This window comes from Rhizobium sp. P38BS-XIX (genome assembly GCF_012641435.1).
Taxonomy (GTDB): domain Bacteria; phylum Pseudomonadota; class Alphaproteobacteria; order Rhizobiales; family Rhizobiaceae; genus Rhizobium.
On record NZ_JABAIJ010000016.1, the window covers coordinates 35,491 to 61,519 of the forward strand.

The 26,029-nt window shown below is 58.0% G+C and carries 24 protein-coding genes; 13 read left to right on the forward strand and 11 right to left on the reverse strand.

Annotated elements, in window-relative coordinates:
- The first annotated feature begins 70 nt into the window (after positions 1-70).
- A complete protein-coding gene (locus HGP17_RS31030; RefSeq protein ID WP_168815391.1) occupies positions 71-838 on the forward strand; it encodes an SDR family oxidoreductase in 768 nt (255 codons plus the stop codon).
- A gap of 200 nt (positions 839-1,038) precedes the next feature.
- Positions 1,039-2,232, forward strand: a complete 1,194-nt coding sequence (locus HGP17_RS31035) for a hypothetical protein (RefSeq protein WP_168815393.1) — start codon at positions 1,039-1,041, stop codon at positions 2,230-2,232.
- A gap of 3 nt (positions 2,233-2,235) precedes the next feature.
- Here HGP17_RS31035 and HGP17_RS31040 read toward each other — a convergent pair whose 3' ends face one another.
- From HGP17_RS31040 to HGP17_RS31055, 4 genes are all read right to left on the reverse strand, one after another.
- A complete protein-coding gene (locus tag HGP17_RS31040; protein ID WP_168815395.1) occupies positions 2,236-2,808 on the reverse strand; it encodes a hypothetical protein in 573 nt (190 codons plus the stop codon).
- The gene (locus HGP17_RS31045; protein ID WP_168815397.1) at positions 2,798-3,361 is read right to left on the reverse strand and encodes a hypothetical protein; all 564 of its coding nucleotides are present in this window, start codon (positions 3,359-3,361) and stop codon (positions 2,798-2,800) included. Before HGP17_RS31045 ends, HGP17_RS31040 begins: the two co-directional genes overlap by 11 nt.
- Positions 3,358-3,951, reverse strand: a complete 594-nt coding sequence (locus tag HGP17_RS31050; protein WP_168815399.1) for a hypothetical protein — start codon at positions 3,949-3,951, stop codon at positions 3,358-3,360. The genes HGP17_RS31045 and HGP17_RS31050 overlap by 4 nt, the downstream gene beginning before the upstream one ends.
- Positions 3,952-4,093: 142 nt before the next feature.
- Positions 4,094-4,534 carry an Lrp/AsnC family transcriptional regulator gene (locus tag HGP17_RS31055; RefSeq protein WP_168815401.1) on the reverse strand — a complete coding sequence of 147 codons (441 nt, stop codon included), beginning with the start codon at positions 4,532-4,534 and terminating at the stop codon, positions 4,094-4,096.
- Positions 4,535-4,694: 160 nt separating this feature from the next.
- On the opposite strand from HGP17_RS31055, the gene HGP17_RS31060 reads away from it, so the two are divergent.
- From HGP17_RS31060 to HGP17_RS31085, 6 genes are all read left to right on the forward strand, one after another.
- Entirely contained in the window at positions 4,695-7,742 is a 3,048-nt protein-coding gene (locus tag HGP17_RS31060) for an aminotransferase class III-fold pyridoxal phosphate-dependent enzyme (protein ID WP_168815403.1), read from the forward strand.
- A 348-nt stretch (positions 7,743-8,090) separates the two neighbouring features.
- Entirely contained in the window at positions 8,091-8,873 is a 783-nt protein-coding gene (locus HGP17_RS31065) for an ABC transporter substrate-binding protein (protein WP_168815405.1), read from the forward strand.
- Between the two features lie 62 nt (positions 8,874-8,935).
- Complete coding sequence (locus tag HGP17_RS31070) at positions 8,936-9,583, forward strand: amino acid ABC transporter permease (RefSeq protein WP_168815407.1); 648 nt, start codon at positions 8,936-8,938, stop codon at positions 9,581-9,583.
- 10 nt (positions 9,584-9,593) lie between these two features.
- Entirely contained in the window at positions 9,594-10,253 is a 660-nt protein-coding gene (locus tag HGP17_RS31075; protein WP_168815409.1) for an amino acid ABC transporter permease, read from the forward strand.
- On the forward strand, positions 10,250-11,017 hold the full coding sequence (locus HGP17_RS31080) for an amino acid ABC transporter ATP-binding protein (RefSeq protein ID WP_281412805.1): 768 nt from the start codon (positions 10,250-10,252) through the stop codon (positions 11,015-11,017). The genes HGP17_RS31075 and HGP17_RS31080 overlap by 4 nt, the downstream gene beginning before the upstream one ends.
- A gap of 546 nt (positions 11,018-11,563) precedes the next feature.
- Positions 11,564-12,616, forward strand: a complete 1,053-nt coding sequence (locus tag HGP17_RS31085; protein ID WP_168815411.1) for a helix-turn-helix domain-containing protein — start codon at positions 11,564-11,566, stop codon at positions 12,614-12,616.
- 24 nt (positions 12,617-12,640) lie between these two features.
- On the opposite strand, the gene HGP17_RS31090 is transcribed toward HGP17_RS31085, so the two are convergent.
- The 3 genes from HGP17_RS31090 to HGP17_RS31100 are packed head-to-tail and all read right to left on the reverse strand — an operon-like array spanning position 12,641 to position 16,989.
- Entirely contained in the window at positions 12,641-14,536 is a 1,896-nt protein-coding gene (locus HGP17_RS31090; RefSeq protein WP_168815413.1) for a DUF4344 domain-containing metallopeptidase, read from the reverse strand.
- Positions 14,537-14,596: 60 nt separating this feature from the next.
- Entirely contained in the window at positions 14,597-15,622 is a 1,026-nt protein-coding gene (locus HGP17_RS31095) for a DUF4424 family protein (protein WP_168815415.1), read from the reverse strand.
- Positions 15,623-15,675: 53 nt separating this feature from the next.
- Positions 15,676-16,989, reverse strand: a complete 1,314-nt coding sequence (locus HGP17_RS31100; RefSeq protein ID WP_168815417.1) for a hypothetical protein — start codon at positions 16,987-16,989, stop codon at positions 15,676-15,678.
- Positions 16,990-17,408: 419 nt separating this feature from the next.
- Here HGP17_RS31100 and HGP17_RS31105 point away from each other — a divergent pair, with 419 nt between their 5' ends.
- Together HGP17_RS31105 and HGP17_RS31110 are read left to right on the forward strand one after the other, a co-directional pair.
- A complete protein-coding gene (locus tag HGP17_RS31105; protein ID WP_168815419.1) occupies positions 17,409-18,485 on the forward strand; it encodes a lysozyme inhibitor LprI family protein in 1,077 nt (358 codons plus the stop codon).
- Positions 18,486-18,615: 130 nt separating this feature from the next.
- Positions 18,616-18,972 carry a VOC family protein gene (locus tag HGP17_RS31110; RefSeq protein WP_168815421.1) on the forward strand — a complete coding sequence of 119 codons (357 nt, stop codon included), beginning with the start codon at positions 18,616-18,618 and terminating at the stop codon, positions 18,970-18,972.
- Between the two features lie 167 nt (positions 18,973-19,139).
- Here HGP17_RS31110 and HGP17_RS31115 read toward each other — a convergent pair whose 3' ends face one another.
- The 4 genes from HGP17_RS31115 to HGP17_RS31130 form a co-directional block, all read right to left on the reverse strand.
- Positions 19,140-19,514, reverse strand: a complete 375-nt coding sequence (locus HGP17_RS31115) for a hypothetical protein (protein ID WP_168815423.1) — start codon at positions 19,512-19,514, stop codon at positions 19,140-19,142.
- A 556-nt stretch (positions 19,515-20,070) separates the two neighbouring features.
- Entirely contained in the window at positions 20,071-20,562 is a 492-nt protein-coding gene (locus tag HGP17_RS31120) for a hypothetical protein (RefSeq protein WP_348649012.1), read from the reverse strand.
- A gap of 26 nt (positions 20,563-20,588) precedes the next feature.
- Positions 20,589-21,617: a cyclopropane-fatty-acyl-phospholipid synthase family protein gene (locus HGP17_RS31125; protein WP_168815427.1), complete on the reverse strand. Its 1,029-nt coding sequence runs from the start codon at positions 21,615-21,617 to the stop codon at positions 20,589-20,591.
- A 3-nt stretch (positions 21,618-21,620) separates the two neighbouring features.
- The gene (locus HGP17_RS31130) at positions 21,621-22,421 is read right to left on the reverse strand and encodes a DUF1295 domain-containing protein (RefSeq protein ID WP_168815429.1); all 801 of its coding nucleotides are present in this window, start codon (positions 22,419-22,421) and stop codon (positions 21,621-21,623) included.
- A 173-nt stretch (positions 22,422-22,594) separates the two neighbouring features.
- On the opposite strand from HGP17_RS31130, the gene HGP17_RS31135 reads away from it, so the two are divergent.
- From HGP17_RS31135 to HGP17_RS31145, 3 genes are read left to right on the forward strand one after another with little or no spacing between them, the layout of a single operon-like run.
- A complete protein-coding gene (locus HGP17_RS31135; RefSeq protein WP_168815431.1) occupies positions 22,595-23,968 on the forward strand; it encodes an NAD(P)/FAD-dependent oxidoreductase in 1,374 nt (457 codons plus the stop codon).
- On the forward strand, positions 23,965-24,798 hold the full coding sequence (locus tag HGP17_RS31140) for a DUF1365 family protein (RefSeq protein WP_168815433.1): 834 nt from the start codon (positions 23,965-23,967) through the stop codon (positions 24,796-24,798). Before HGP17_RS31135 ends, HGP17_RS31140 begins: the two co-directional genes overlap by 4 nt.
- Positions 24,785-26,017: a cyclopropane-fatty-acyl-phospholipid synthase family protein gene (locus HGP17_RS31145; protein ID WP_168815435.1), complete on the forward strand. Its 1,233-nt coding sequence runs from the start codon at positions 24,785-24,787 to the stop codon at positions 26,015-26,017. Before HGP17_RS31140 ends, HGP17_RS31145 begins: the two co-directional genes overlap by 14 nt.
- Positions 26,018-26,029 lie beyond the last annotated feature (12 nt).

The following is a 26,029-nucleotide window of genomic DNA, read 5'->3' on the forward strand; positions in this document are numbered from 1 at the left end:
CCGGGCAAAACAATGATATCGTCGACGTTCGCAACGACGTGTTGAAAATCCGGGTGAAGGGGCTAGCGGCATGACTGACAGGCTGAGGGGCAAGATTGCAATCATTTCCGGCGGGGCGACCGGCATGGGCGGAGCGGCCTCGCGATTGTTCGCGCAGGAAGGCGCGAAGGTCGCAATCATCGACCGGAATGGCGATGCGGCAGCGCAGACCGTCGAGGACATCAGGTCGGCCGGCGGTATCGCCGAATTTTGGGTCGCGGACGTTTCAGACGAAGTGGCCGTTGCCGATGCGGTCAATGGCGTGGAAGCGGCCTATGGACCCGTCACCGTGCTGTTCAACCATGCCGGTACCATCGTTATCAAGCCGTTCCTGGAAACATCGGTACAGGAGTGGGATTGGCTTCATGCCGTCAATGTTCGTTCGATGTTTCTGATGACACGGGCGGTGCTGCCCGGCATGATCGCCGCAGGTGGCGGCTCGATTGTGTGCACGTCATCGATTTCGGCTGTGGCCGCGACGCCCATGGAAGTGCTTTACGACACGACGAAAGGTGCTGTTCATATGTTTGCCCGAGCGATCGGTGTCGAATTCCGGGATCGCAATATTCGCTGCAATGCTGTTTGCCCCGGGTTTATCCGCACGCCGCATGGCCTGCGAGAGGTTCAAGAGCTGCAGGCGCTCGGCGTCGATGTCTCCGAAGCTGCAATCGCCGCGCAGCAGGGACGCATCGGTGAGCCGGAAGATGTGGCGCAGGCTGCGCTTTATCTTGCCAGCGATGAGTCCCGCTTTGTCAACGGTGCCCACCTGTTCGTCGATAATGGCTTCACGGCAATCTGATCGTCATGCGGAAGCGATCGGTCTGGCCGGCCGCGGACAAAGGAACCCAAGGTTAAAACAGACACTTGGCGTGTCGCGCATCGATTGCTACTATGCCGGTCATGACGGCTTTATCTCAGGACGATAGCTCGCCAATCTGGCTTCCATTTCAGCTCCCTTTGCTGACCTTGCGACTGCTCCGGCGATATTGGCCGCAGCTGATGGCGCTTTTGATCATCGGGATGATCGGCAATTCTCTTCTTAACGAGTTTGCCGTTAGAATAGGCCTCATCAATTCGCTGGCGGGCCTTTCAACCCTGGCCCTGATCGTGCTTTTGAAGCTCGTGATCATCGTCGCGCTGTTTGAAACGGTGCGACCGGGGCTGCCGGCGCTCGATGCGGCCTCAAGGGCTGCGGCCGCTCGCCCTGAGGGTGAGTCAACCGAAAGTGCCGCCACGCCCAGTTTCACGTCCATACTGGCGCTGACGCTGGTGCCGTTCTTTGCGTACTATACGGCTTGGGGCTTTCTGAGCGACACGGTGAGGGATTATTCGCGCCTATCTCTTGCTCTGATGATGAACGGTGAGGGCTATAGCCCCCTGGAATTTGGCAGCAACGCGTGGCTGCTCATTTCGGTTGCCGCCGCCTGGGCTATCAGGCGCTTTGCAAAGTTCATGCACAAGCGATCGAAGGCGCCGTTCTGGGCGATCCTGATCGTGGTTTGCGAGGCAAACTGGGCTTTTATCGGTCTTTATGTTATCTCGACCTGGGAGGATGACATTCGCGCCTGGGTCGTGGCGCTTCCCGAGACGATCGGTCATTTCCTGGGTTTCCTCAATCCGGTCAGCGACGCCGCAGCGGCAACCCTATTCCCGCCGACAACGGAAGCATCGACAGTCACATTTTCAAAGCAGATGCGTGGCTTGTTCCTCTACGCACTCTACCCTGTCGTCTGGTTGACGCTGGCCGCTTTGGTCTATGGTTACGATATCAATGGCGAGCAACCGCTCAGCGAAGGGCGGCTGTCTCACGCGCTTTCTCGCTGGCAGACGCTGCCCAAGGCCATCCGCGACTTCGTTTGGCATTTCATTTCAGGCACGACGAAACGGTATCGGGCGCTTGCGCAGGGCGTGGGGCTCACTTTGAACTCGGGTCTCGGGTTGCTGCTCGCCGTCATCGTGTTTTACAGAATACTCGATTGGGGCTCAGCCTGGGCGTGGTTCGGAATTTCCCGGTTGGTCGGCCCTAACGAACTATCGTTCTGGCAGCTTGTTGCTCAAGCCATCTCACTTTTTTTCGGAACGCCCAGTGCGCCGGGGGATGGTGTTCTCATCATGCCGATCAAGATTTGCCTGCTTGCCGCCGCGCTGGAAATCGGTTTTGCCCATGGGCGGCAATGGCGAAGCGGAAGCTGACGCCTATTTCAATCCAAGCGGAATCGACAGGGCGTCCGGCCTTGTCGATCGGAAGCTGAGCTGCGCTGAGAGTGTTGGAATGGCCTCGGCCGGTACGATGAATTTCTCTTCGATCAGTGCGCTTGCGCCTTTGGCCGGCGGCTGACGCGATACGGCACCGCAACCATCGACTGGTGTTGCCTTCGGGTCGAGATCGCGGCTGATATCGCCGGAAAGAATGAAGTCGAGCGGAAGCCAACGGCGGCCGGTCGGATCCTCCAGGGCGAACTGGCATTGTGTCCAGGAGTCGCCGATCTCTTCTTCCGCTTTGGCAGATAGACGCACGACCAGAAGCCGCATCTGTCCGGGAAACGTTATCTTTGTGTCGCGGCCGTCGCCGATCACTCTTGTCTGGTTCAGCGCCCAGGTTGCCTTGGCGAAAGTCTGTCCGTCGGTGACCTGGTGAACCCGCAGCTCGCTTCGCAGCATATATTCAGTCGCGTCGCGCCACGCATTGATGGCATAGTCGCCAGCCAGCAATACAGGCAGGCTGACCAGGGATATCCACCAAAGCCGCCGTTCCCGTCTAGACGCCATCGTTGCCGATCTCCGCACGCTCGCGCGTCTCTATTCCATTCTGATCGAGCTTGACGCGGATCTCCGATTCCAGTTGCGGTGCCTGCTGTTTGGAAACCACGAGCGTCATGCTGGACGTTTCATTTTCGGGTAGCTCGAATATGAAGATGCCTTTCGTCGGCAGGCCCGGCTGTACCTCTTTCGTCGGCAGGAGGCGAGGGGCGCCGTCCGACCGGTGGCTTTGACGGTAAAGGCGGCCCGAGGCCCCCTCGATTGCCGCAGCATTGACCGACAGCGTCTCGTTTTTGGATTGAAGCTCGACACTCACGATCAGCCAGACACCATCAGTCTGCCGTTCGACCCGTCGTCCATAGCGTGTGAACGCGATGGTCTTTGCGCGCACGATCTTATCCACCTTGATGCTGAAGGTTTGGCTCGAAACCGTATCCTTCTGCAGGCCTGTCGTCTCGATAGGTCCGGTCAATACTGCGTAGCTCGGTGTCGTCGATTGGAGGAAAGCGAGTACCAGCGCAGCCAAACCGACGAGCAACAATGATAGAAGAAGGCGGATCAAGGCGTTGCTCCTTCAGCCGCAGCCGTCACCGGCAAACTGACACGAGCCACATCCGTCGGATTGAACCAGCCTGGCGCCGAATAGAGGTTGTCCTTTGCCTTATAGGTCGTGCCGATAACGGTAACATTCAGAACCTTCGGCAGCGTTTCCGTCGCGGGCAGCTCCCAAACGGCCTTTACCGTTTCCGGCATCATCGGCTGCAGATCCCAAAGCAGCTCCTTGTCTCGCATCAGGTAGAATTGCGGAACGGGTGCATTTGGAATGTTGTCGAGTTTCAGCGTCTGGAAATAGAGATTGGAACTTTCAGCCGTCAGATTTTTGATCGTGAGGTCGATGGCCAGGGCTCTCTTGCCGTCCGTGACGTGGGAGCCATTCGGCAGCAGAGCGAGTGTCTCTGCCGAGGCGAGAGCAACTTCCCATTGACCTGTTTTGATGGGTGTACCCGCTGCAATCTGCGCGATCTCGGTCGACGTGCGGGTCGCATAAAGAGAAAGCCCAAGCGATAGCGCAGCGGCCAGAGATCCACCTATGCCAGCGGCGACGCGCGTATAAACCGCCTTATTCGCTTTCTTAATGACCGATTGCTTCATTACCGACTTCAAATGGGATTGGCATTTGCGACCGGCTTTCCCTGAAGGCCACGTTACAACCCTTATTTGGTTCACACAGCTGCTATGGCAAGGGCTGGTATGGTAAGATCGCCAAGTTCATTAGTTCAGAGGTGGATGGAGTCTATCTCGACTCGCGGTCGATATCCCGCCGCAGCACGACCGCCGTCGTAATGTCTTCGACCGTGTCGCTGCTGGCGATCATGTCACGTACCTGATTGAGGTCGTTGATGGAGGCTGCTTCCAGTTCGACGACAAGATCGAGCTGGCCGCTGACGGATGAGACGCGCCGCACTTCCGTGTGCCGCGCCAGCATATCGAGCAGCCCCAGAGCCGGTGTGCGTTTAAGGCTGACGAGCAGAATGGCGCGAATGACATTGGCATCGATCTCGCCGATATCGGCGCGATAGCCCCGGATCACGCCGCTGCGCTCAAGATTGGTGACGCGCTCGCTCGTGGCGCTTCTCGACAGGCCAATTCTGCCGGCGAGGGCCTTCACGGCAATACGCGCTTCCTTGGATAGAATTTCGAGGATCTCGCGATCCTTGGCGTCGAGGTCACGCATGGTCTTCACATCCTGAGGCCGAACGTCTGTCGGCCAATTCCGACAATGTGCCGGTGGGCTCCGACAGGATACGTGGTCGATCCGGCAGGATACTTGATGCCTGAAAATAGATTGCGTGCCAAGCTGTCGCTGAGAAAAATAGCTTGGAAAAACAACAACTATGACCGATCTTTCCCATCCGGCCCCACAATTTTCCGCAGGCGATGCCGAGAGGCTCGCCCATGAAATATTTGGCGTTATGGCCAAGGCGTCGCCGCTCGACAGCGAGCGGGATCGCAATTATCGGCTGAAGACGCAGACAGATGCCGGCTGGATCCTGAAGATCGTCAATGCGAGCGAACCGAAGGTCGAAAGCGAATTTCAGACCGCCCTTCTGCACCATCTTGCCAGTGCGGATTCCCAGCTCGTCGTTCCGCATTTGAAGCAAAGCCTCTCAGGTGAATTCCTCGCTTCGGCAACCGCTGAGAACGGTGAAATCCATGCCGTGCGTCTGGTTGGCTGGCTTGCCGGCACGCCGCTTGCCGAGGTCGGCAGAACCTTCGAACTGATGCGCAGCCTTGGCCGCTCGCTCGGTGAACTCGATCAGGCGCTGCAGGGCTTTATTCATGTTGGTGCCGTGCGTGATCTCGACTGGGATTTGCGCCACGCTGGGCGCGCGCGTTCGCGCCTCCATTTCGTCCGCGACGCGGAAAAGCGCGCGATGCTGGAGAGGTTCATCGTGCGTTTCGAAACCTTGGTCGAGCCGAAGTTATCGCGGCTGCGTGCGCAGGTGATCCATAACGATGCCAATGACTGGAACGTGCTGGTTGACGAGCATGACCATCAGAAGATCTCCGGCGTTATCGATTTTGGCGATGCCGTTCACAGCGTTCTCATTGCCGAAGTGGCCATTGCCTGCGCTTATTCCATTCTCGATATGGATGATCCGATCGGCGCGGCTGCGGCCCTTGCCGCAGGCTTTCATGCCGCATATCCGCTCCAGGCGGAGGAAGTCGACGTCCTCTTCGATCTGATCGCGATGCGCCTGGTGACAAGCGTGACCTTCTCCGCTTCGCGCCACGACCAGACCGGCGACAATCCGTATCTTGCCATCAGCGAAGCCCCGGCGTGGCGGCTGCTTGCCAAGATGGATGCGATGAACCCGCGGCTTGCAACCGCCATTCTACGCAAGGCCTGTGGCTTCGATGCCGTCGAGGGCGCGGGTGCGGTGCGCCGCTGGATTGCCGACAACAGCGAGGGCTTTGCTCATATCGTGCGTCCCGCTGCTGCAACCATGACGAAGGCGATCGTGCCTTATGGCGATGCATCGCATGTCATGACGGTTGCGTCCGCAGAGCAGCGCCCGAAGGAAGCGACCGCATGGTGGGACGACTTCGCCAGTCAGCATGGGATCGAGCTCGGCATCGGCCCGTGGGGCGAGAAACGAACCGTCTATACGGACAAAGCCTTTGAATCGCGCTTCATCGAAGGTCAGCGGCGGATCCATCATGTCGGTGTCGATCTGTTCATGCCGGCGGGAACGCCGCTCTACACGCCGGTAGCGGCTACCGTTAGAAGCGTGGAGATCGAGCGTGAGCCGCTCGGATACGGCGGGCTTGTCGCGCTCGAACATGCCGCCGACGGCTGCCCGGCCTTTCTGACCATCTGGGGCCACATGGCGCATGAGGTTCTTGAAAGGTTGAAGCCCGGTGATCACATTGAAGCGGGTGCGCTCGTCGGTCATATGGGCGATATGCATGAAAATGGCGGATGGACGCCGCATCTGCATTTCCAGATTTCGACGGATGTACACCTGACGGCAACCGAGATTATCGGCGTCGGCGAAACGGCCTACCTAGACGTCTGGGCGGAGATTTTTCCGGATGCTGCGGCGCTAGCCGGCATCCCACCAGAGACATTCCGCCAGGACGGCCGGACGCGTGAGGAGCTGATCGCCAAACGCAAGCAGCTGCTGTTGCCCAACCTGTCGATATCCTATTCCGAGCCGATCAAATTCGTGCGCGGTGACGGCGTCTGGCTGATCGACAATTATGGCCGGGCCTATCTCGATTGCTTCAACAACGTTTGCCATCTCGGACATGTGCATCCGGACGTCGTGGAAGCGCTTTCCAGGCAGGCTACGCTGCTCAATACAAACACGCGCTATCTGCATGACAATATCGTCGAATATGGCGAGCGTCTGACGGCGACGTTGCCGGAAGGGCTGGCGGTTGCATCCTTCGCCTGCTCGGGCAGCGAGGCGAACAGCCTGATGCTGCGCATGGCGCGCACCCATACCGGCCGCAACGACGCGATCGTTCTCGACTGGGCCTATCACGGCACGACGCAGGAATTGATCGATCTCAGTCCCTATAAATACAAGCGCAAGGGCGGCAAGGGTCGTCCCGAGCATGTCCATGAGGCCGTTATCCCGGATGGGTACCGGGCGCCGGAAGAATGGCCCGCCGAGGAGCATGGCAAGCGTTTTGCGGAGAATGTTGCCGAGCACATCGAACTCATGCGCAGGCAAGGTCGGGCACCGGCATATTTCATGGCGGAATCGATCCCCAGTGTCGCGGGACAAGTTTTCCTTCCAGATGGATATCTGAAAGAGGTCTACGCCATGGTCCGCGCGGCAGGCGGCCTGTGCCTTGCAGACGAAGTTCAGGTCGGTTTCGGTCGGGTCGGGAGCCATTGGTGGGCATTCGAAACCCAGGGTGTCGTTCCGGATGCAGTCTCGATGGGCAAGCCGATCGGCAACGGCCATCCGATGTCGGCTGTGGTGACAACTCGTGAGGTTGCCGACAGCTTCAACAACGGTATGGAGTACTTCAATACCTTTGCCGGTAATCCGGTTTCGTGCGCTGTGGGGCTTGCAGTTCTCAATGCGATCGAGCGCGACGATCTGCGCGGCAATGCGCTTGATGTCGGCAACTACCTTCTCGAAGGCTTCCGCAAAATGCAGGATCGCTTCGACATCATCGGCGATGTCCGCGGCCTCGGTCTGTTCCTTGGGATAGAGCTTGTTACGGATCGCCGGACGAAGGCGCCGGCAACCGATCTCGCCAGAAAAATCAATGACGGCGCGAGAGCGCGCGGTATCCTGATGGGAACGGAGGGACCTCATGACAACGTCCTTAAAATGCGTCCGCCAATGATCTTCAGCCGCGACAATGCCGACCATCTGCTTGATGTGTTGAACGCAAGCTTTGAGGCTGCACTGAAGTAGTTTCGCACGCTCGATCAGTGGTCTTATGGGCCGCATTCCCGTTCCAGCGATGGTCGGGAATGCGGCCTTTGTCGTTTGTCGGCATGGCCGATGCTCATATGGATGCACAAAGCCCGAGGGTCGCACGGAAGCACGCATGTCGTGCATCCAGAGCCACTGTTCGCCATTTGCGCAAAGCTCTCTGGAACGGGAACGCACGGCCGACATAATGCCGGTCAATTCCGGCAATGTGTCAGGTACGCTGACACCTTGCAGGGTGCTTGGACAAAACGGCTATGCAAAACTCCGCTGGTGAAGGTTGCTGGGAACCCAACAAAACCAAACAAAATACCAACAGAGGAAACCGACGTGTTTAATCTCAAGACCATAATCGCCGCCACGGCGCTCGCTATTACTGCGACATTTTCCCTATCGCATGTGCAGGCAGATGAGCTGAAGACGCTGCAGGAGTCCGGCGAATTGCGGGTCGCCATGAGCGGACAATATCCGCCGTTCAGCTATACCAATGAGCAGAATGAGGTCGTTGGCTTCGATGCCTCGATCGGCGAGGCCATTGCCGAAAAGATGGGCCTCAAGGCGAAGATCATCACGACCCCATTTGACGGGATCATCGCCGGACTTCTCGCGAAGAAATACGACGCCGTCGTTGCATCGATGACGATAACGCCCGAGCGCGAGAAAGCCGTCGACTTCGTCGGTCCTTATTATCACGCCGGAAGAACAATCGTGGTAAAGGCGGACTCGGCCATACAAAAGCTCGAAGACCTCAACGGCAAGACCGTTGGTGTCACGCTCGGCGATTCCCACGAAAAATGGGCAAGGGCCCAGGGTAACCTGACCGTGCGCTCCTACAAGGGTCTGCCCGAGATGCTGGTCGATCTCGATGCCGGCCGTATCGATGCTCTCGTTATGGACAGCATCCCAGTGATGGTGGCGGTCAAGGAAACCGGTCAGAAGGTTCGAATTCTGGATACGCCGAATATCGAAGGCGGTCGTGTCGGGCTTGGCATCGCGATCCGCAAGAACAATCCGGAACTCAAGGCGAAGATGCAGAAGGTCCTTGAAGATATGCTGGCCGATGGCTCCTACGAGAAGATCTCCATGAAGTGGATCGGCAGCGACATTCGTTGACGCGCATTTCGGTGTGGGCCGGATGACCCCGGCCCATTCATCAGGACTTTTCGGAGCGTTTTATGGATATCGCGCTAATGCAGCGCGTCCTCCCGTTTTTTCTGGAGGCCGCGTGGGTGACATTGAGTATTTCAGTTCTTGCGATCTTGCTGGGCTTGCTGATCGCGATCGCGCTGGTCGCAGGCCGGTTGTCGGATTTCTTCGTCGCTCGATGTCTCTCTCGAATTTACGTCAGCATCTTCCGGGGTACGCCGTGCCTCGTTCAGCTATTCGTCCTTTATTTCGGCGGTCCGCAAATCGGCCTGGAGCTTGAACCTTATTCGGCCGGGGTGATCGGTCTTGCGCTTAACATCGGCGCCTACATGGCCGAGTCCATTCGCGGAGCGATCGTCAATGTCGATCGAGGGCAGGCGGAGGCAGCCCGCTCGATCGGCTTTGGCCGCGCACAGACCTTGTGGTACGTGACGTTGCCGCAAGCGGCGCGGCTGATGATCCGCCCGCTTGGCGTCAATGCGGTCGCCTTGATCAAGGGTTCGGCGTTGGTCTCGACCATATCTGTCGTCGAACTCACCTATACGGCGCAACGCTTCATCAGCTCGACCTTCCGCCCCTTCGAAATATTCGCTGTCGCCGCCGTGCTCTACATCGTGATGGTCTACGCGGTTCGTTTCATTGTTGATCGCCTTGATCAGCGTTTCGCGCCAAGGTGAGGACGCGTCCATGCAAAATCTCGATTTCGGCGCCGTTATGCCCTACACAGGCCTTCTTCTGACCGGTTTGTGGTGGACGATCGTTATGTTCGCCAGCTCAAGCGTCCTGAGCCTGATATTCGGCATAGGCTTCGCACTGATCCTCCTCTATGCGCCTGCAGTGTTGAGCTTTCCCGTGCGGTTTCTCACATGGCTTCTCATGGGAACGCCGCTTCTGCTGCAGTTGTATCTGATCTATTACGGCCTGGTGCAGATCGGGATCGATATTCCAGCACTTGGAGCCGGTATCATCGGTCTGAGCCTGCACTTTGCCGTCTACAATGCGGATGTCTTCCGCGCCGGCATCCTTGCCGTGGATCATGGCCAGATGGAGGGCGCCCGCTCGATCGGCCTCAGCCGCGGCCAGGCCCAGCGATATGTCATCGTGCCGCAAGCCGTGCGAAAGACGATAGCGCCGATCGGTAACAACCTGATCGTCCTATTGAAAGACACCTCGCTGGTCTCGATCATCGGGATTGCCGAGCTTGTCTACAGTGCGCAGCTCGCCATCAGCGAGACCTATACTCCGTTCGAATTCTATCTAACCGTTGCAGGCATCTATTACGTCGCCAACCTCGTGCTCGAAGCCGGCCTGCAGTTTCTTGAACATAAGGTGGAGATGTCACGATGAGCGCTGCAAAGCCCATGGTCGAAGTCAAGGGTGCCCGCAAGGCTTATGGAGCGCTGGAAGTCCTGAAAGGAATCGATCTCTCGGTTTCTCGCGGCCAGATCATTGCCATTATCGGCCCCAGTGGATCTGGCAAGAGCACGCTTCTGCGATCGATCAACCATCTCGAAGTGCTGAACGGCGGCGAGGTCTGGCTCGATGGTGAGCTGGTCAATCGGGCTCTGAAGGGAAGTGCCTTCGAGCGGCATATCAACACAGTGCGCCAGCAGATGGGCATGGTTTTTCAGCACTTCAACCTATTTCCGCATCTGACGGTTCTTGAGAACATCACGCTCGGTCCCATCAAGCTCAAAGGCCTGACAAGACAGGCGGCCCGCGAACTGGCTGTGGAGCTTCTGTCTAAGGTCGGGCTTGCCGATAAGGTCGATGCCTATCCGTCCCGGCTATCCGGCGGCCAAAAGCAGCGTGTCGCGATCGCGCGCGCGCTTGCCATGCAGCCGAAGGTGATGCTGTTCGACGAGGCGACGTCGGCACTCGATCCCGAGTTGGTGGACGAAGTCAACGCCGTCATGAAACAGCTCGCCGCGGAGCACATGACGATGCTGATCGTTACTCACGAAATGCGCTTTGCCGGAGAAGTCGCCGATCATATCGTCTTCATGGACGGCGGTGTTGTTGTCGAAGAAGGCCCGCCGCAGCAGATCCTGCAAAATCCAACCCAGGATCGAACCCGCTCCTTTCTGAAGAAACATCTGCACGATCGATAGACACCCGTTTCACCCTGCCGCTTATGGGGCCTCCGCTCATCGTCCACGGTGAGCGGAGGCCCCATTTGTTTGAGGGCTAAGCAAACTTTCTTTTCCGGCATCTGGTCTTTTCAAAAAGGCGTTCTACTTAAACGCGCGGTTCGTTGGGATGAACCGATTGGTTTATGGAACGTTTCGCGCCGTAATGGGGCATCACAGTTGCGCGCGGCACCAGTTGCATGCGGCCTACCTGATTGGCGGTCTCTGGTTGTATATATAGGGCGATCGGTATATTTCCTATGTTGAAAGTGAGCCATTGAACCTGCGCGGCAGGCCCAATGGCGGCAAGAGCTGTTATCGTGTGGCGCTCGCGCCCAGATTGCTTTGAAAGGAAATTCGATCATGCATTGTGGCAGGGCAAAACCCGCTTGGGATCCGGCCGAGATCCTTATCGATCAGCAGGCAGCGATAGCCGCACCGAAATCGGTATCGCAGTAGTGATGAAGAAGGACGCCGGCAAGCCCCCGCTTACCGCCGTCCGCATTGAAGGCGTTGGATTTAACAGGCATGGCGCAGATATCCTCGACCCCCATATTCAATTTCTCCACTCTCGACTTTCCCGAAAAAGATCGGTTTCACGTCTGGGTAAAAGACAATCACTGCGATTGCAGATTGCGAGACGAAGAGCCCGTAGCCTTCAATGCGGAGGCGAAGGGCGCGGCGCTCGGTCCTCTCATTCTTTCCGGTAGAAGATGGCTTCATCAGAACCAGGCGTCTGCCTATGAAGTGCACCGCACCGAACGGCATATCCGTACAGACGGCCATGACTTCTTCCGGTTTACCCTGGTCCTAAGTGGCCGGCTGCTCTGCCGATGGACGACGCCGCAATCCGTCAAGTCCGCAGGTGAACTATTCGTCCTGGATGCCGCCCAGATCAACGAAACGCTTGTGGAGTCCGGCGATGTGATTTCGCTTGTGGTTCCGCGCGATCTGCTACCGAGCCAGACCGAGCTTCTGCATGGCCATACGCTTTCAAGCGGCATAGGACGCCTGCTCGGCGACCATCTGCTTTCCCTGTTCCGCAATCTCGGGACCTTCGGTGCAGACGAAATTCCTCATATCGTCCAATCGACCCTGCAGCTGATCACCGCCGCGGTTACGTCGTCGCCTGCCATGCGCGATGAGGCAAGCAGCCCGATCCGCGATATGCTGCTTTCCCGAATCCTGCGCTATATCGATGCGCATCTTCTCGATGCCAGTCTCACGCCCGATCGCATCTGTCGCGATGTCGGGCTGTCACGTGCGAAGCTTTATCAGCTGTTCGAGGGTAGTGGCGGCATCATGCGGCAAATTCAGCGGAAACGTCTGCGTCGCGCATACCAGATGCTGGCTGATCCAAATCGGGCGCAGCCTCACATAGCCGAGGTGGCATGGCGTCATGGCTTCTCGAACGAGAAGTATTTCTTCCGCCTTTTCAAGGCGGAGTTCGGCCATACACCGGGTGAGACGCTGGAAAATATTCGCGCGTCCGTATCAAGATACGCCGCTCCCCAGCGTCCGCAAGACGGAGGCGGTCAGCCCTCAGGCTGGAGCCTGCCGTTCGGTTCGCCCGATAATTGACGTTATCGGGCGCGCCATCGCCGATCACTTGCCGAACGGATTGGTGCCCTTATCCCATTCAAGTGGGTTGCCGCCTGTCGCGGCCTGCGGTGCCTGGGTCGTCTGTTGCGCATCGCCATTGGCCCCATCCGTCTTCGGCTGGAATCTTGGAGAAAAGTGCGGCAGAAGCAGCCGGGCCCAGGAGCGGTTGATCTTGGACGCTTCATCCGGGCATCGGGCGGCTCGCTCTTTCGGCAGCATGCCGTTGTCGACAATGCCGGCATTGTTTTGAGGATCAAGCCCGTAGACCATGCATAGAAGGTTGAAGTAGCGCTGGGCATCCAGCGAGTGTTCATCGGCGAACGAGGCAACATCGGGATTGCCCGAGGACTGGCTGTTGACCTTGAACCAGACGGATGCCAACTGCAGGACGCGGGCGATATCATTCTTGTTTTCGCGATCGTCCGCGTTCGACAACAGCAGAACCGCCGCGAGCTGATCGACGGAGTCCTCTTCACGTCCGACGGCGGGAAGATCGAGCAGATCGATCAAAGCGTGACCTGATTCATGCAGCAGGATGAAACGCAGGTTATCCTGTACGAATTCGATCGTCAGAGCCTTCGGGTCGGATGCCCCCTTCGAGAGGGCCTGGCCCATCTGCAGCAGGCTGTCGATCATCTCGTAACAGAGGAAGACCGCGCCGTTTTTCTTGTCGTAGAACGCGTTGACCGTATCGCATTGCCGGGTCACATAGTGCAGCTGGCGCGGGGTCACGGTCAGTCCGTCGAGGCCGTCTATTTCCGGGATATTCAGGAAAAGGTGGGTGTCGACCGCCCACTGATATGCATAGTTGAACTTGGGGTCCTGCGGCGGAAAATAATGATAGACGAAACGCAGGCCCTTGCCGTCAGAGGTAACGAGCGAACCGTCCGAGGGCGGCGGCAAGCCGCCCTCTTTCTGTTCGGTCACGCCATCTTTGTCGTTGGCCTTGTCGCCGGACTGTGCGGTCTGCTGCCCGTCATCCTGCTGTGCAGATTGGGTCGTCGCGCCGCTTGAGCCGCTGGAGGCGGAATTATTGCCCGATGACGATCCCTGGCCGTTTGAAGCGGCGATATCGGCCAGCTGCATAAGGGTCGGATAATTCGGGTCGCCGCCTGCGGAACTGTCGCCGAACGGATAGAAGCCGTTGGAAATGAGCACCGAAATATTGTCGACCAGCTTGCTGGGTTCACTTGCGTTCCAGCTCAAGTCGTAACCGCGGATATCGTTGCCTCGCTGCTCGAAACGCGAGTAGTATTTCCGGTCGCCTGAGGTGCCCGATACGATAAACCAGTTCTGCCGCTTGAACTGATAGGTGATCGTGCTGCCCTGCTCGTTCAACATATTTTGGAACAGAGAATCGATCTGGCCTGGGCCGGAATTGGCAAAATGCGCCGTCTTCAGGCTAAGCGCGCCGTCCGGGGGCTGAAGGGTCTCTCCACCCAGCTTGTTGTCCTGACGCTGGGTCATGATTGCGGCGGGATAGGAAATCGTCACTCCAGCCTGCGAATTGTCCAACTGGCGCCATTGCAGTTGTTTGCGCAGATCAAGAGCGGCACCGCCGAGTTCCAAAGCATCCTTGGCGGTCAACCGTCCAGTGGAAGGCCGATGATGATCGCCTTGATAGCTGGCGATCGCATTGCGCGTGCTCTGTCCGAACGAGCCATCGGCGAAACCGTTGTAGTAGCCAAGGACAATCAGGCCCTCCTGGCCCAGGCGCCGTTCCCAAATATTCAGGTTGCTCTCGATCGAATCCGTGCTGTTCAGATCGACTTGGGACGCAGCTTGGTTGGAATACTGCGCATAGGCGGGCTCAATCAGGCCTGGCACGGGAAGAGCCAGGAGAAAAGCGAGCGCGAGGAACAGGTTTCTGGAAGAGTAGCGCTTGGGGGGCATGTTCATTTGCGCAAGTTCCGGTTCTCAGTTTGAGTTATGACGGGCGATATCAGCTCGCAGTCGAGATCACTGAACGGGTACGGTTGGCAGCAGCAGCACGTCGATATCGCGATCCGGCTGATAGTTCTTGATATCGACTTCGAACTGGGTTGGGCTGATCTTCTTGACGCCCGTGCCGCAGAAGGAAACCAGCGTCTTTGGATCGCCCTTGTCGACGATCAGCTTGTAATCGCCGATCGGACCTGCCCAGTTGCCGCCCGAAGTGATGACGTAAGACAAATATTGCTCGAACACTTGGAAGGTTGTTGCATTGTCGGCGCCGGCTTTTTTGTAAAGATTACGCGCGGCCTTCACGAAGCTATCGTCGGTGCAGAAGGTATCCTGATAGAATTTCAGCCGCTCCTCGTCCATGTAGGGCGACCCGAGGGAGAGCGACGATTGGCTGCCGACAATCGGAACATAGCTCTGCTGGACGATCAGATCCTTGCCTTTCGGAAAAGTCTGGTTACGCCAGTATTTCGATTTCAGCGTCCAAAGCGGATACAGCGTTGTCGCCTCGCCATTGTAGTCGCTGCCGCCAGAATCGAAGATGTTGCCGTCGACGAGGTCTTTTCGTTGCGCGTCGGTAAGGTGGGCAACGGCTGCCTCGGTTGCTTCCGCGGTTGGCACCAGCGGGATGTGGAGGGACTTGAGCTTGTCGGTGATCTCCGTATCGGGCTTGCCGTCCTCGGTAATGAACGCCCGCTGTTCAAGCTGAGAAGGGGCTGACTTGCCGTCGACGGTTGTCTGGAACTTCATGAAGTTATCGCTTGCCGGGTCGGGCACGGAGGTCGTGGAGTTCGAGCCGCCGCCCGGGAATGCGGGCATGGGAAAGGCGATCGTCGTCGAATAGTCGGCATCCGTCAGATTGCGGAAGCGATAGGAAATGCGGATGCCTTTCGGAGACAGATACAGCTCTTCCGAAACGAGCGCGATCTTGTCCGTCTTCTGAAGGACGAGACCGCCGGTTCCAAGCGTGGCCGAACTGTCATCGGCGAAAGCCGGGGTGGACAGAAGCAAAAGGGCTGCACTGGCAAAGGAGGTAAGGCGCATTGTTCTTCTTTCCGGATAGGGGCAAACGTCGGATTGGCATCTGTTGAGCGATGTCAGGATCCGTTCTTGCGATAGGCTTGGCCGTCAAAGGTGTAGAGTTCGCCGGACTTGGCGTTTCGGGCATCGCCATTCACGAACAGATCGTGGAATTCACCATGCACGCCGTTTTCGGCCTTTACCGCGTGGCGAAAGCCGCTGAAGATGACTGTCGCATTGCCTGCGGGCGCAACGGATACGATAAAGACAGGACCGTTTCCTGCGCCTGCATCGCAGCGGTTCGAGGTTGTGACGAACCAGGTGGCGTTGGTTGCCGAGAGAGATGGCAGCATTTCCCTGCCGGTCAACTTGCAGATTGACGGGTAATTGGGGTCTTGTCTGATGGCATCGGCGACCGCGGCGGATGGTGCCTTCATACCGATATCGTCGATCGACCAGACCGTATCCGATCCTGCCGCGGCTACGGGTGCGGGCTCTGCTTTAGAATCTATCTCGGACACGGGCGTCCCGTTCTTCGCGATAACGTCCGCGCCAAGTTCGAAACCGCTGATGATTTCCGACGGGACGGTGCCCGCCTCAAGCGCGAATTTGCCTGCCTGCGACCGCCATATCGTGGTGCTGGTCTGCTCGGCGCCGCCACCGACACTTCTCGTATAGATCACCCGGACGCGATCTGGCTTTGATAGTCCGGTCTCGAGCCGTCCCGTAATGGTCACCGACTTGCTTTCGTCTTCCTCGGCACCGCTGTTGCTCCAGCCTGTGGGAACCATGCCGAGAGAAACGATGCCGCCGTTGCGGAATACGTAAGAGTTGGTCAAATCGGTGGAATAGCCTTGGAACGATATGCCGCCATTGACGGTCATGCCGTCATCAGTGCCGAAATGCGCGGCGTTGATGTCTCCGCTTTTGCCAAGCACGCCGTTACTTTCCGTAAAATCGCGCTTGACCGTGACGAGTCGTAGCGCGCTTCCCGTCTCCCGGAAGAAATAGGCGGACAGGCTAGAGCCTTGATCCAATCCGCTCTCGCCCGGATCGGACACCACGGCGGTAATCAGAACCTGACTGCCATTGAACTTCAGCAGTGCGGCGAGCGAGGTGCACTTTTCGTCGGATGTGTCGGGGCGAAATTGGATATCCTTGCCAAGGGCAAGCGTCTCTGCTGTGCGCATCTCGTCATTGTTCGAGAGCATCTCGTGCGCATCGTCACATAGAAGAATCTGGCGTTTGCCCGAATGATCATCGGTTATGGAGGTGGCGCGCGCAATCGTGGCAAATGGAACGATGGTTGACAGCGCTATCGCCACCACAGCCAGCCGCGAATTTATAGGACGCCGCTTGCCAAAAGGCGCATCCGTCATCACTTGGAGCATTCGTTCCCCCGACCTTCACCGCCGTCTCAACGCATCGGCGCCGACGGCGCATTGCCCTGCTGTCGCGATGAGCATCGATCCTTCGGACGCGAGGCCGGAAGCGGGGTAGTTTGCCAAAATTCCCGGACAGTATGAGGCTTTCCCGTCAGGGAAACGCCGGCATCAGGACGCAGGACCGACAAGGCCATATCAGACCATGCCAGCGGCACCGATATCCCTGCGTCTGCCATAGGTGCACATGCGTCTATATTTGCAAATCCTCACTCTCGCGGCTGGCCGACAACTCTCACGTGCCGTAAGGCTGCCTGAAAGAGTTGATGTGCGGAATGGGAAAGCTCTATCCCCGCTCTTCCGATCCGCTGGTATCGAGGGAGCTTTCCATCTCCGTCGAGGCCCTGTCTCGCTGAAAGGATTTAAGCATGAATGCATGGCGCAGCACCTTTTCCCGCCTTCTCCTCCCCGCCGTTCTGTTGTCTTTCCCGACGCTTGCCGCCGCGGCCGAAAGAACGGATTGCTTTGGCTTCAATGCATTGGATGACAATCCGCTTGCCGCGCAGCTCTACGAGGTCAAGCCGGGAGACAAGGTCGAGTTTCAGTGCCCGGAAAAATCGGTGGTCTGCAAGAAGGGGTCCTTCCTCTTGCCGGGTGATCAGGTTGCCGTAAGCCGAGCAAGTGGCGATCGTGCCTGCGCCACCTATCTCAACCCCGCAAAGCGGACCGATGATGAGACGTCCGGCTGGCTGCCATTGTCGCGGCTTTCGCAATTGTCGCCCGCGCCCGATTGGGTCGGACATTGGGGAGACAGCGAAATGAGCATCGTCGCAAAACCGCAAGGCGGCAAGATCCGCATCGATGCCAAGGCCAACCTGCAATTCGGCAATGGCGAGCAGGGTGGGCAGTTTGCCGGTCTGATCGACGGTCAGAACTCTCAGGCAGCCTTTGGCTATCAGGAGGGCGAGGATGGTAAACCGGAAAAGCTGCTGCCTTATCAGGACAAGGAAGTTGCAGGCCTTTGCCAGGTGAGGATGAGCCAGCTCGGACGTTACCTTGTCGTTGGCGACAACCACATGTGCGGCGGCATCAACGTCAGCTTCTCCCGCATCTATCGCCGGGCGGATGAAAAGGCGCCTGCTGACAAGGCCGCAACGTCAAAGGCATCCACGGCACAGAAGCAGGCCAGCATCACGCGCCCGTCCTACAAGGCCTGCCTCGACAAGTCGGAGGGCGTCACCGTTACCATGCGCAACTGTGCCGGTGATGAGTTGAAATATCAGGATGATCGTCTCAATCGTGCCTATAAGCTGCTGCGCTCGAAGCTGGACCAGAGCGGCGCCACGCAAATTCGCGACGAGCAGCGCAAATGGATAGCCGACCGCGACACTGAATGCGCGGTGGATACAAACAGTGGAACGGCTGCCTTGATCGTTGCCGATGACTGCCTGGTGCAAACCACATCCAAGCGGGCCACGGAGCTGGAAAGCCGGATCCCGCGATAAGAAAGAGCACGTGATAGTCGCGGCAATCCGGCGATATCCGTTCGGTGGGGCTCTGGACGTGCAAGGCAGGGAACAGAACCCTGCCTTTTCTCATTCCACAGAGATGTTGCTGTGGAAGGGAGACATTCCAATGCAAATCCAGGGAATCTATGCTGCCCTCGCGACCGCAAATATAGAGAGAGCAGAGAAATTCTACACCGGCCTCTTTGGTCGGGAACCCGACGATCGTCCCATGGACATGTTGATCCAATGGCGGGACATTGCTGGCGCGAATATCCAGGTTTTTCTCGACAAGGAGAATGCGGGCTACGGTCGATTGACGATCGTCGTGCCTAAAATGGAGGAAGCCAGCAAATCGCTTGGCGGGATTGGCGTGACGATTACGGGTGAATCCCACGGTGATTACGGCCGTATCGGTCAGATAGCCGACCCGGACGGTAATCGCATCACCCTTGCCGAGCCGCCCCCAAAGCCCTTCAGAGGCTAGCCGTAGGATGGCTTTGGGGCAGCCTGGAGTGCGAACGCGTAGCGATCGAAGATTTCGCCTGTAAAAAAACGACTTCCATGTCGGTCGTCCACGCTGCGAAACCGCCGGCGGGAATCAGGCTGGCAGCCGCGCCGTGTTCGGAGAGCCGACCAGCCTTTGGCCATCGGTCAGTCATCAGGACCGAGGGCTTGCGACCAGTTCTTCCGCATCTCGGCAAGGCGTGCGGTATAAGCCGTTTTCAGACAGGCGGCATCCCTGCAAGCGTCTCTGACGGTCTCCCGCCAGTGCGTCTGTTCCTTGCCAGCCGGATCGAGCACTTCGCCCGTTTCGCCGTCGTGGCCGTAAGTTTCTCCCTCGATCTTGTCGAATAGCACCTTCATTTCGTCATCGAGCTTCGACAGGCTGGGCGTGGTGCAAATCAGCTTTTCGACGTGGCTCTTGGCATATTTGCAGTTGAAGCCGGCGGCTTGCGCCGGAGCCGTCAAAGCATACAAAAGGCAAAGACCGGCCCCTAGTGCCAGCATATGACGTCCGGTGTTCATAATCTCTCCTTGAGATAAAACGTGGCCTATTATGTGAGCGGATAGATGGGGCTGGTCAGGCATTGCTCGAACCATTTTGCATCGGATGTTTCGAGCGGCCAGTTCCCTTCCACATCCAGTTCTGGAAAATCAGCCTTCGGTGTCGGTAGATGCTGGTCCTCATCAGGCCAGCGATCGCAGGTGGAACTCTTGCCGCAAGTGGATGGCCGGGCATGATGATGGGTGCTCCGTTTTATCGTCCGCCGTCGTGTGCCTGGCAGTCGGCCCAAGTGAACGAAGAGCGATCTTCATCAAGGCGCTGCAGCCTGGAGAATTCGCAGATAGCTCGATATCGGTGCCGGGTGTACGAAATTTTGAGGATCGAAACATGCGTGCACTTGTTATAGACGGCACTGCACCTGCTGAACCTCAGCTCTCACGGACCAAAGTCGGCAGCAAGCCGCTTTCGTATCGGAGGTGGCAGAACCGCCGCGTACCGAGATCGACATTGATGAATCGTGTGCGACGTTCGTTGGCAATCGGCGACCACCAACATTCATGTCGGGAAATCGTCTGATTACGTGGGTGAAGCCATGCCGGAATAGCGCAGGCAGATGAAGGCCATGAGGCTGGCTACGGCAAAGGCGTTGATATTCAGCAGTGTTGCAAGCTGGCCCTCGCTCCAGGAAAAGATCGGGTTTCCGATCGTCCACCAAGAGACGACGAAGCAGACGAAAATGAAGCAGGCAACGCCCCGCTGCCACCATTTCTCGGTGGGATGAAATGTGACGAGCGCCAATGCCATACAGGGAGCGAGAAACAGCAGGGTAGCGGACGCGCGCCCGAAAATGACGGTTTCAAACACCGTATCCAGCGTGCCAATCACGGGGAGCGCCAGGCGAGCGGCGAATGGGAACTTTCCGGCGATCAGGGGGATCGCCAGGAAAAAGGGGAGAGAGACGAGCGTGAGCGTCGATATATCAACGCCGCTGCCGACCAGCCACCAGACATAGAACGGATAAAATGGCTTGTTGACTATGATGACCCAGGCGACTGTGACCCCTGCCACGGTTCGTGGGTCTTGCGCCCGTTGCATCATCCGGCCGGTCTCAGGCTGTAGTGACCCACCCCCCAGACATTGCCGTTGTCATGGCCGAACAGCCCGGCCGTCGCCAGGAAGAAGAGCCGCCAGCGGCGTTGCCAGAGGGCGCTGTCTTTTCCATAAACCTTGGCGAAAATCGGCTGGATGCGATCGATCTCGCGATCGAAATTGGCGAGCCAGTCGATTGCCGTACGACGGTAGTGGGTTCCAGACCAGCGCCATTCCTGCTCGACGGAGAAAAGATCGCCGAAGCGATGCGGCAGGTCATGGGCCGGCATGATGCCACCGGTAAAGAAGTGATGGGCGATCCAGTCGGCAGGATCTTCATGATTGAAACGATAGGAGCGGTCCTTATGGGTGAACACGTGCAGGAACAGCCTGCCATCGGGCTTCATCCAGCCGCGAACGCGCTCCAGCAAGGTGCGCCAGTTCGACATATGCTCGAACATCTCGACCGAGACGACATGATCGAAACGCTCGTCGGTGGCAAAATCGTTCATATCGGCGGTGATGACGGTCAGATTGGTCAGGCCACGCTTCTGCGCGAGATCAACTATATATTCGCGCTGCGAGGCGGAATTCGAGACGGAGGTAATTTGAGAGTTCGGAAATGTCCGGGCAAGATAAAGCGATAGCGAGCCCCAGCCGCAGCCAAGCTCCAGGACGCTTTGTCCATCCTCGATGCCGGCATGTTTGACCGTCTCCGCAAGCGCATAGGTCTCGGCTTCTGCGTGTGTCGTATCGGAATTAGGATAAAGGCAGCACGAATATTTCCGCTGCGGCCCAAGAACCAGGCTGAAGAATTCGGCTGGCACTTCATAGTGCTGGCGATTGGCCTCGTCTGTGTGCGTTGCCACCGGAAACTGGCCCATCGCGCTGACGAACGCCCTCTCTTCGTCCATCGACGTAGCGGCCAGACGACGTTTGGTGCGCCCGCACAGAAAATCGATACCCGCAAGCGTCATGCTGTCGGTGAGCGGTGCACGCTCGGCGGTGTTGATGGCAAAGGCCAGCATATTCATCGATTATTCTCCTTCGGGATGAGACGTTGACTTGCGGGGGCCGGGAAAGAAAGCGTTGACATGCTGCTGCAGGGCGCGAAATTTCTCGCCGCGCGATCTCAGCATGTGATCCTCAAGCGGCGGAATGCCGGAGACATGTACGAGCAGCCAGTACATCAGTGCTGGCGCAAGCAGGGACAAAAGGCTCGTGACCGAGTTCGTGATGGCAAAGAGCGGGAAACTGCACCAGAACAGCCATTCGAAGAAATAGTTGGGGTGGCGGGAATAATACCACAAGCCGCTTTCGCAGATCTCGGTCCTTGCTTCCGGCGTACGGCGAAACTGTGCGAGCTGGGCATCTGAAATAGTCTCGCCGATCAGAGCGGCCGCGCCGAGCAAAGCCGCAAAGAAATCCGTTCCACTCGGATAGGTCTTATCGTTTGTCGCAGCGAGATAGACGGCGAATATGAGGATGAAAGCTGCGAGTGCCTGGACCTGCAGGAAGACAAACAGCCGCCAGCCGGCGCTGTCGCCCCAGTCCTCCATGAGCCTGGCGTAACGAGGATCTTCTCCGCCGCCTCGGGTACGCGTTCCAATATGCCAGGCAAGCCGCAATGCCCACGCTGCGACAACGACAAGCACAGTCATGCGGCGGGCAAACAAGCCTTCCGCGTAGATGGCTGCAGCAATCCCACCAAAGCCGACGGCCAAGGACCAAATGGTATCTATCCAGCCGCTGGCGCTTGTCATGCGCTGCACTAGCCATGCCGCCGCCATGGCCAGCGATACACCGATTGCTATGACAGCCAGAAGAACCCAATCCATTCGTTCGCTCGCATTGACGCCTGTTCGTATCCCGATGTTCCATTTACGGACGCACCCCGGATCTGGTTTCGCCTTCTTTTGAAAAAATCTCGTTCTGCGCGAAACCGGGAGCTGTCTTCTTCCGTATCTGTCTTGAAAGCGAAAAGCTGATGGTTGGGGGAAGAGAGGATCTAATGCGTTATCACGATGGAAATAGCGGCGACCGACGCCTGAAGATCGCTGTTATCGGCAGCGGCATTTCCGGTCTCTCGGCTGCATGGCTTTTATCCAAGCGCCACGACGTAACGGTCTTCGAGGCTGGCAAGCGCGTCGGCGGCCACAGCAACACCGTGGAATTCGCAAGCCTGACAGGGCCGGTTGCGGTCGATACCGGCTTCATCGTGTACAACGAAGTCACCTATCCCAATCTGACGGCATTGTTTCGTATGTTGGAGGTGCCGACCGCAGCCTCGAACATGTCGTTTGCGGTGTCGTTCGATAACGGCGCCTATGAATATTCCGGAGGCACCGGGCTTGGTCTTTTCGCGCAAAAGTCGAATATCGTCAGCCCGCGCTTCTGGTCCATGATGCGGGATTTGCTGCGTTTCTATAAGAGTGCACCGCTGGATCTGCCGATCCTCGGCGGTATATCGCTCGACGATTATCTTTCGCGCAACGGCTACGGGCGGGCCTTCCGCGAAGACCATCTCTATCCGATGGCTGCGGCAATCTGGTCGACGCCAGCCATGCAGGTGGGTGCCTATCCGGCGGCAAACTTCATCAGGTTCTGTTGCAATCATGGGCTGCTGGAATTGTGGGATCGGCCGGTCTGGCGCACTGTGAACGGTGGCAGCCGGGAATATGTTGCGCGCATGACCAGCCGGTTTGCCGACCGCATCCGCGTGTCGACACCGATTATGTCGATACGCCGCGGACCACAAAGCGTCGAGCTTCGGGACGATAATGGGGGAAATTACATCTTTGACGATGTCGTCATCGCCACCCATGCCGATCAGGCGCTTCGCATGCTGGCGGATCCAAGCCAGGACGAACAGCGCATTCTGGGCGCTTTCCGCTACTCCAGGAATGAGGCTGTGCTCCACGGTGATACCTCACTGATGCCGAAACGGCGGGCTGCCTGGTCGAGCTGGAATTATGTCGCGGATACGCGGGATGGGCCAACGCAGCCCTCGATCACCTACTGGATGAACAAGTTGCAGCCTTTGGGTGCCGCCCCGCCGACCTTCGTGACACTCAACCCTCGCCGCGAACCGAAGGAAGACACCGTCATCTGCCGCGAGAGCTACGACCATCCGGTTTTCGATCTCGATACGGATCGGGCGCAAAAGGAGATTTGGTCTCTGCAGGGTGCGTGCAACACCTGGTTCTGCGGTGCGCATTTCGGTTCGGGCTTCCATGAGGATGGCATTCAGGCGGGCCTTGCGGTTGCCGAGGATCTCGGCGGTCTGCGCCGTCCATGGCAGGTTGCCGAGGAAAGTGCCCGCATCGTCCGAAAGCCGCTTGTCCGCCCGGTGAAATTGCCGCTTGATGTGGAGGTGACCGCATGACGGCGAAACTACGCTCTGCGCTGTTTCCCGGCCTCGTCACGCATGCGCGTTTCAAGCCGAAACAGCACAAGCTCAGCTATCGCATCTATTCTCTGCTGCTCGACCTCGATGAACTCGACAAGGTCGATCGGAAACTGCGTCTCCTCTCGATCGATCGGTTCAACCTGTTCTCCTTTTATCGCAGGGATCGCGGTGATCGCTCCGGCTCGGATTTGCGCAAGCAGGTGGAGTGCTTGATGCGCGAGGTCGGTGTCGAGCCGGATGGCGGTCCGATCATGCTGCTCACCATGCCGCGTCTGCTCGGTTGGGCTTTCAACCCGCTCAGCGTTTTCTTTTGTTATTCGAAGGATGGATCTCCCAAAGCCATCCTGTGGGAGGTGGACAATACCTTCGGCGAGCGCCATGGCTACATGATCCCCGTGGAGGCGCATAGCGGCGCCGACATTGTCCAGCAATGCGACAAGACTTTTTATGTCTCGCCGTTCATGGATATGGACCTGCGCTATAGGTTCCAGGTTTCGCCGCCGGCCGATCGTCTTTCCATTCGCATCGAAACCTTCGATCATGAGGGTCCGGTGTTGACGGCGAGGCATCTGGCGCGTCGCACCGAACTCACGGATGGAGCATTGCTAAAGGCATTTTTCGCCATTCCCCTGCTGACACTTCGCGTCGTTGGGGGGATCCATTGGGAGGCGCTCAGGATCTGGCTCAAGGGCATAGGTCTGCGCATCCACCCGCGTCCTCCCGAGCAGCCCGTTTCATTCGTCCGTCCTTCATCCGCTGAAGGAAAGACACCTCGTTCGAAAGTCGATGTTCATGAGCCCGTTTGACGATTTCTCCCGCGCGTCCCTCACGCTGGCCGAAAGCAAGGAAAGGCTCGGTTTTGCCGGTCGACTGCTGCTGAGGTTGCTGCGAAATGTTCGTTATGGTCATCTGAGGATCGTGCTGCCCTCCGGGCCCATGATTGAAAAATATGGTGACGAACCCGGTCCTGAGGCCGTCATCATCATGAGGCGCTGGCGCATGTTGCGCCGCCTGATCGCCGCGGGCGATATCGGCTTTGCGGAGAGTTACCTCGATGAGGACTGGACAACGCCGGATCTGACGGAGGTCATCCGGTTCGCCGCCCGAAACACGGCAGCGCTTGCACCGACCGTCGAAGGAAGCCCGATCGTGCGGCTCTTCAATCGGGCCAAGCATTTGCTTAATGCGAATACGCGGCAGGGCAGCCGCCGCAATATCGAGGCGCATTACGATCTTGGCAATGAGTTCTATCGGCAGTGGCTCGATGCCTCGATGCTATATTCCTCGGGGATCTTCGACAATTCGGCGCGGACGCTTGAAGCGGCGCAGCAGAAGAAACTTGAACGCATTCTCGATAATCTGGATCTTAAAGGCGCCGACAGCGTGCTGGAAATCGGCTGCGGCTGGGGTGCACTCGCGGTATTCCTGGCGGGCCGGACAAACGCGAAGGTGACAGGGATCACCCTGTCACCTTCGCAGCTCGCCTGGGCCAGGGAAACGGTTGAAAACGCCGGCAGGTCGAACCAGGTCGATCTGCGTCTCCAGGACTATCGCGACCTCGACGGACAATTCGATCGTATCGTTTCGATCGAGATGTTCGAGGCGGTCGGCGAGGCCTACTGGCCGAGCTACTTCGAGACGCTAAAGCGCTGTCTGAAGCCAGGCGGCCGTATCGTGCTGCAGATCATTTCGATCGAGGAAGGCCGCTTCGATTCCTATCGGCGCGGCTCGGATTTCATCCAGAAGTATATTTTCCCTGGCGGTTTCCTGCCGTCCGATTCCGCCCTGGAAAAGGTCGTTTTGAACGCTGGATTCCGGCTGACGGCGCGGGAGCATTTCGGCAAAAGCTACGCTCGCACATTGGCCGACTGGCGCATGCGCTTTCATGCGCGTTGGCCTGCAATTGCCGCTCTCGGTTTCGATGAGCGCTTCCGTCGCCTGTGGCATTATTACCTCTGCTACTGCGAAGCCGGTTTCGAGGAGGGGAGCATCGATGTCGGATTGTACACGCTCGAACACGCCTGAGGGTGCAAAACC

Bases quoted from the DNA above. Each gene is read 5' to 3' on its own strand.
- HGP17_RS31030 (WP_168815391.1), top strand. From the start codon at position 71: ATGACTGACAGGCTGAGGGGCAAGATTGCAATCATTTCCGGCGGGGCG.
- HGP17_RS31035 (WP_168815393.1), top strand. From the start codon at position 1,039: ATGGCGCTTTTGATCATCGGGATGATCGGCAATTCTCTTCTTAACGAG.
- HGP17_RS31040 (WP_168815395.1), bottom strand. From the start codon at position 2,808: ATGGCGTCTAGACGGGAACGGCGGCTTTGGTGGATATCCCTGGTCAGC.
- HGP17_RS31050 (WP_168815399.1), bottom strand. From the start codon at position 3,951: ATGAAGCAATCGGTCATTAAGAAAGCGAATAAGGCGGTTTATACGCGC.
- HGP17_RS31055 (WP_168815401.1), bottom strand. From the start codon at position 4,534: ATGCGTGACCTCGACGCCAAGGATCGCGAGATCCTCGAAATTCTATCC.
- HGP17_RS31060 (WP_168815403.1), top strand. From the start codon at position 4,695: ATGACCGATCTTTCCCATCCGGCCCCACAATTTTCCGCAGGCGATGCC.
- HGP17_RS31070 (WP_168815407.1), top strand. From the start codon at position 8,936: ATGGATATCGCGCTAATGCAGCGCGTCCTCCCGTTTTTTCTGGAGGCC.
- HGP17_RS31075 (WP_168815409.1), top strand. From the start codon at position 9,594: ATGCAAAATCTCGATTTCGGCGCCGTTATGCCCTACACAGGCCTTCTT.
- HGP17_RS31080 (WP_281412805.1), top strand. From the start codon at position 10,250: ATGAGCGCTGCAAAGCCCATGGTCGAAGTCAAGGGTGCCCGCAAGGCT.
- HGP17_RS31085 (WP_168815411.1), top strand. From the start codon at position 11,564: ATGGCGCAGATATCCTCGACCCCCATATTCAATTTCTCCACTCTCGAC.
- HGP17_RS31090 (WP_168815413.1), bottom strand. From the start codon at position 14,536: ATGAACATGCCCCCCAAGCGCTACTCTTCCAGAAACCTGTTCCTCGCG.
- HGP17_RS31095 (WP_168815415.1), bottom strand. From the start codon at position 15,622: ATGCGCCTTACCTCCTTTGCCAGTGCAGCCCTTTTGCTTCTGTCCACC.
- HGP17_RS31100 (WP_168815417.1), bottom strand. From the start codon at position 16,989: ATGCTCCAAGTGATGACGGATGCGCCTTTTGGCAAGCGGCGTCCTATA.
- HGP17_RS31105 (WP_168815419.1), top strand. From the start codon at position 17,409: ATGAATGCATGGCGCAGCACCTTTTCCCGCCTTCTCCTCCCCGCCGTT.
- HGP17_RS31110 (WP_168815421.1), top strand. From the start codon at position 18,616: ATGCAAATCCAGGGAATCTATGCTGCCCTCGCGACCGCAAATATAGAG.
- HGP17_RS31115 (WP_168815423.1), bottom strand. From the start codon at position 19,514: ATGAACACCGGACGTCATATGCTGGCACTAGGGGCCGGTCTTTGCCTT.
- HGP17_RS31125 (WP_168815427.1), bottom strand. From the start codon at position 21,617: ATGAATATGCTGGCCTTTGCCATCAACACCGCCGAGCGTGCACCGCTC.
- HGP17_RS31130 (WP_168815429.1), bottom strand. From the start codon at position 22,421: ATGGATTGGGTTCTTCTGGCTGTCATAGCAATCGGTGTATCGCTGGCC.
- HGP17_RS31135 (WP_168815431.1), top strand. From the start codon at position 22,595: ATGCGTTATCACGATGGAAATAGCGGCGACCGACGCCTGAAGATCGCT.
- HGP17_RS31140 (WP_168815433.1), top strand. From the start codon at position 23,965: ATGACGGCGAAACTACGCTCTGCGCTGTTTCCCGGCCTCGTCACGCAT.
- HGP17_RS31145 (WP_168815435.1), top strand. From the start codon at position 24,785: ATGAGCCCGTTTGACGATTTCTCCCGCGCGTCCCTCACGCTGGCCGAA.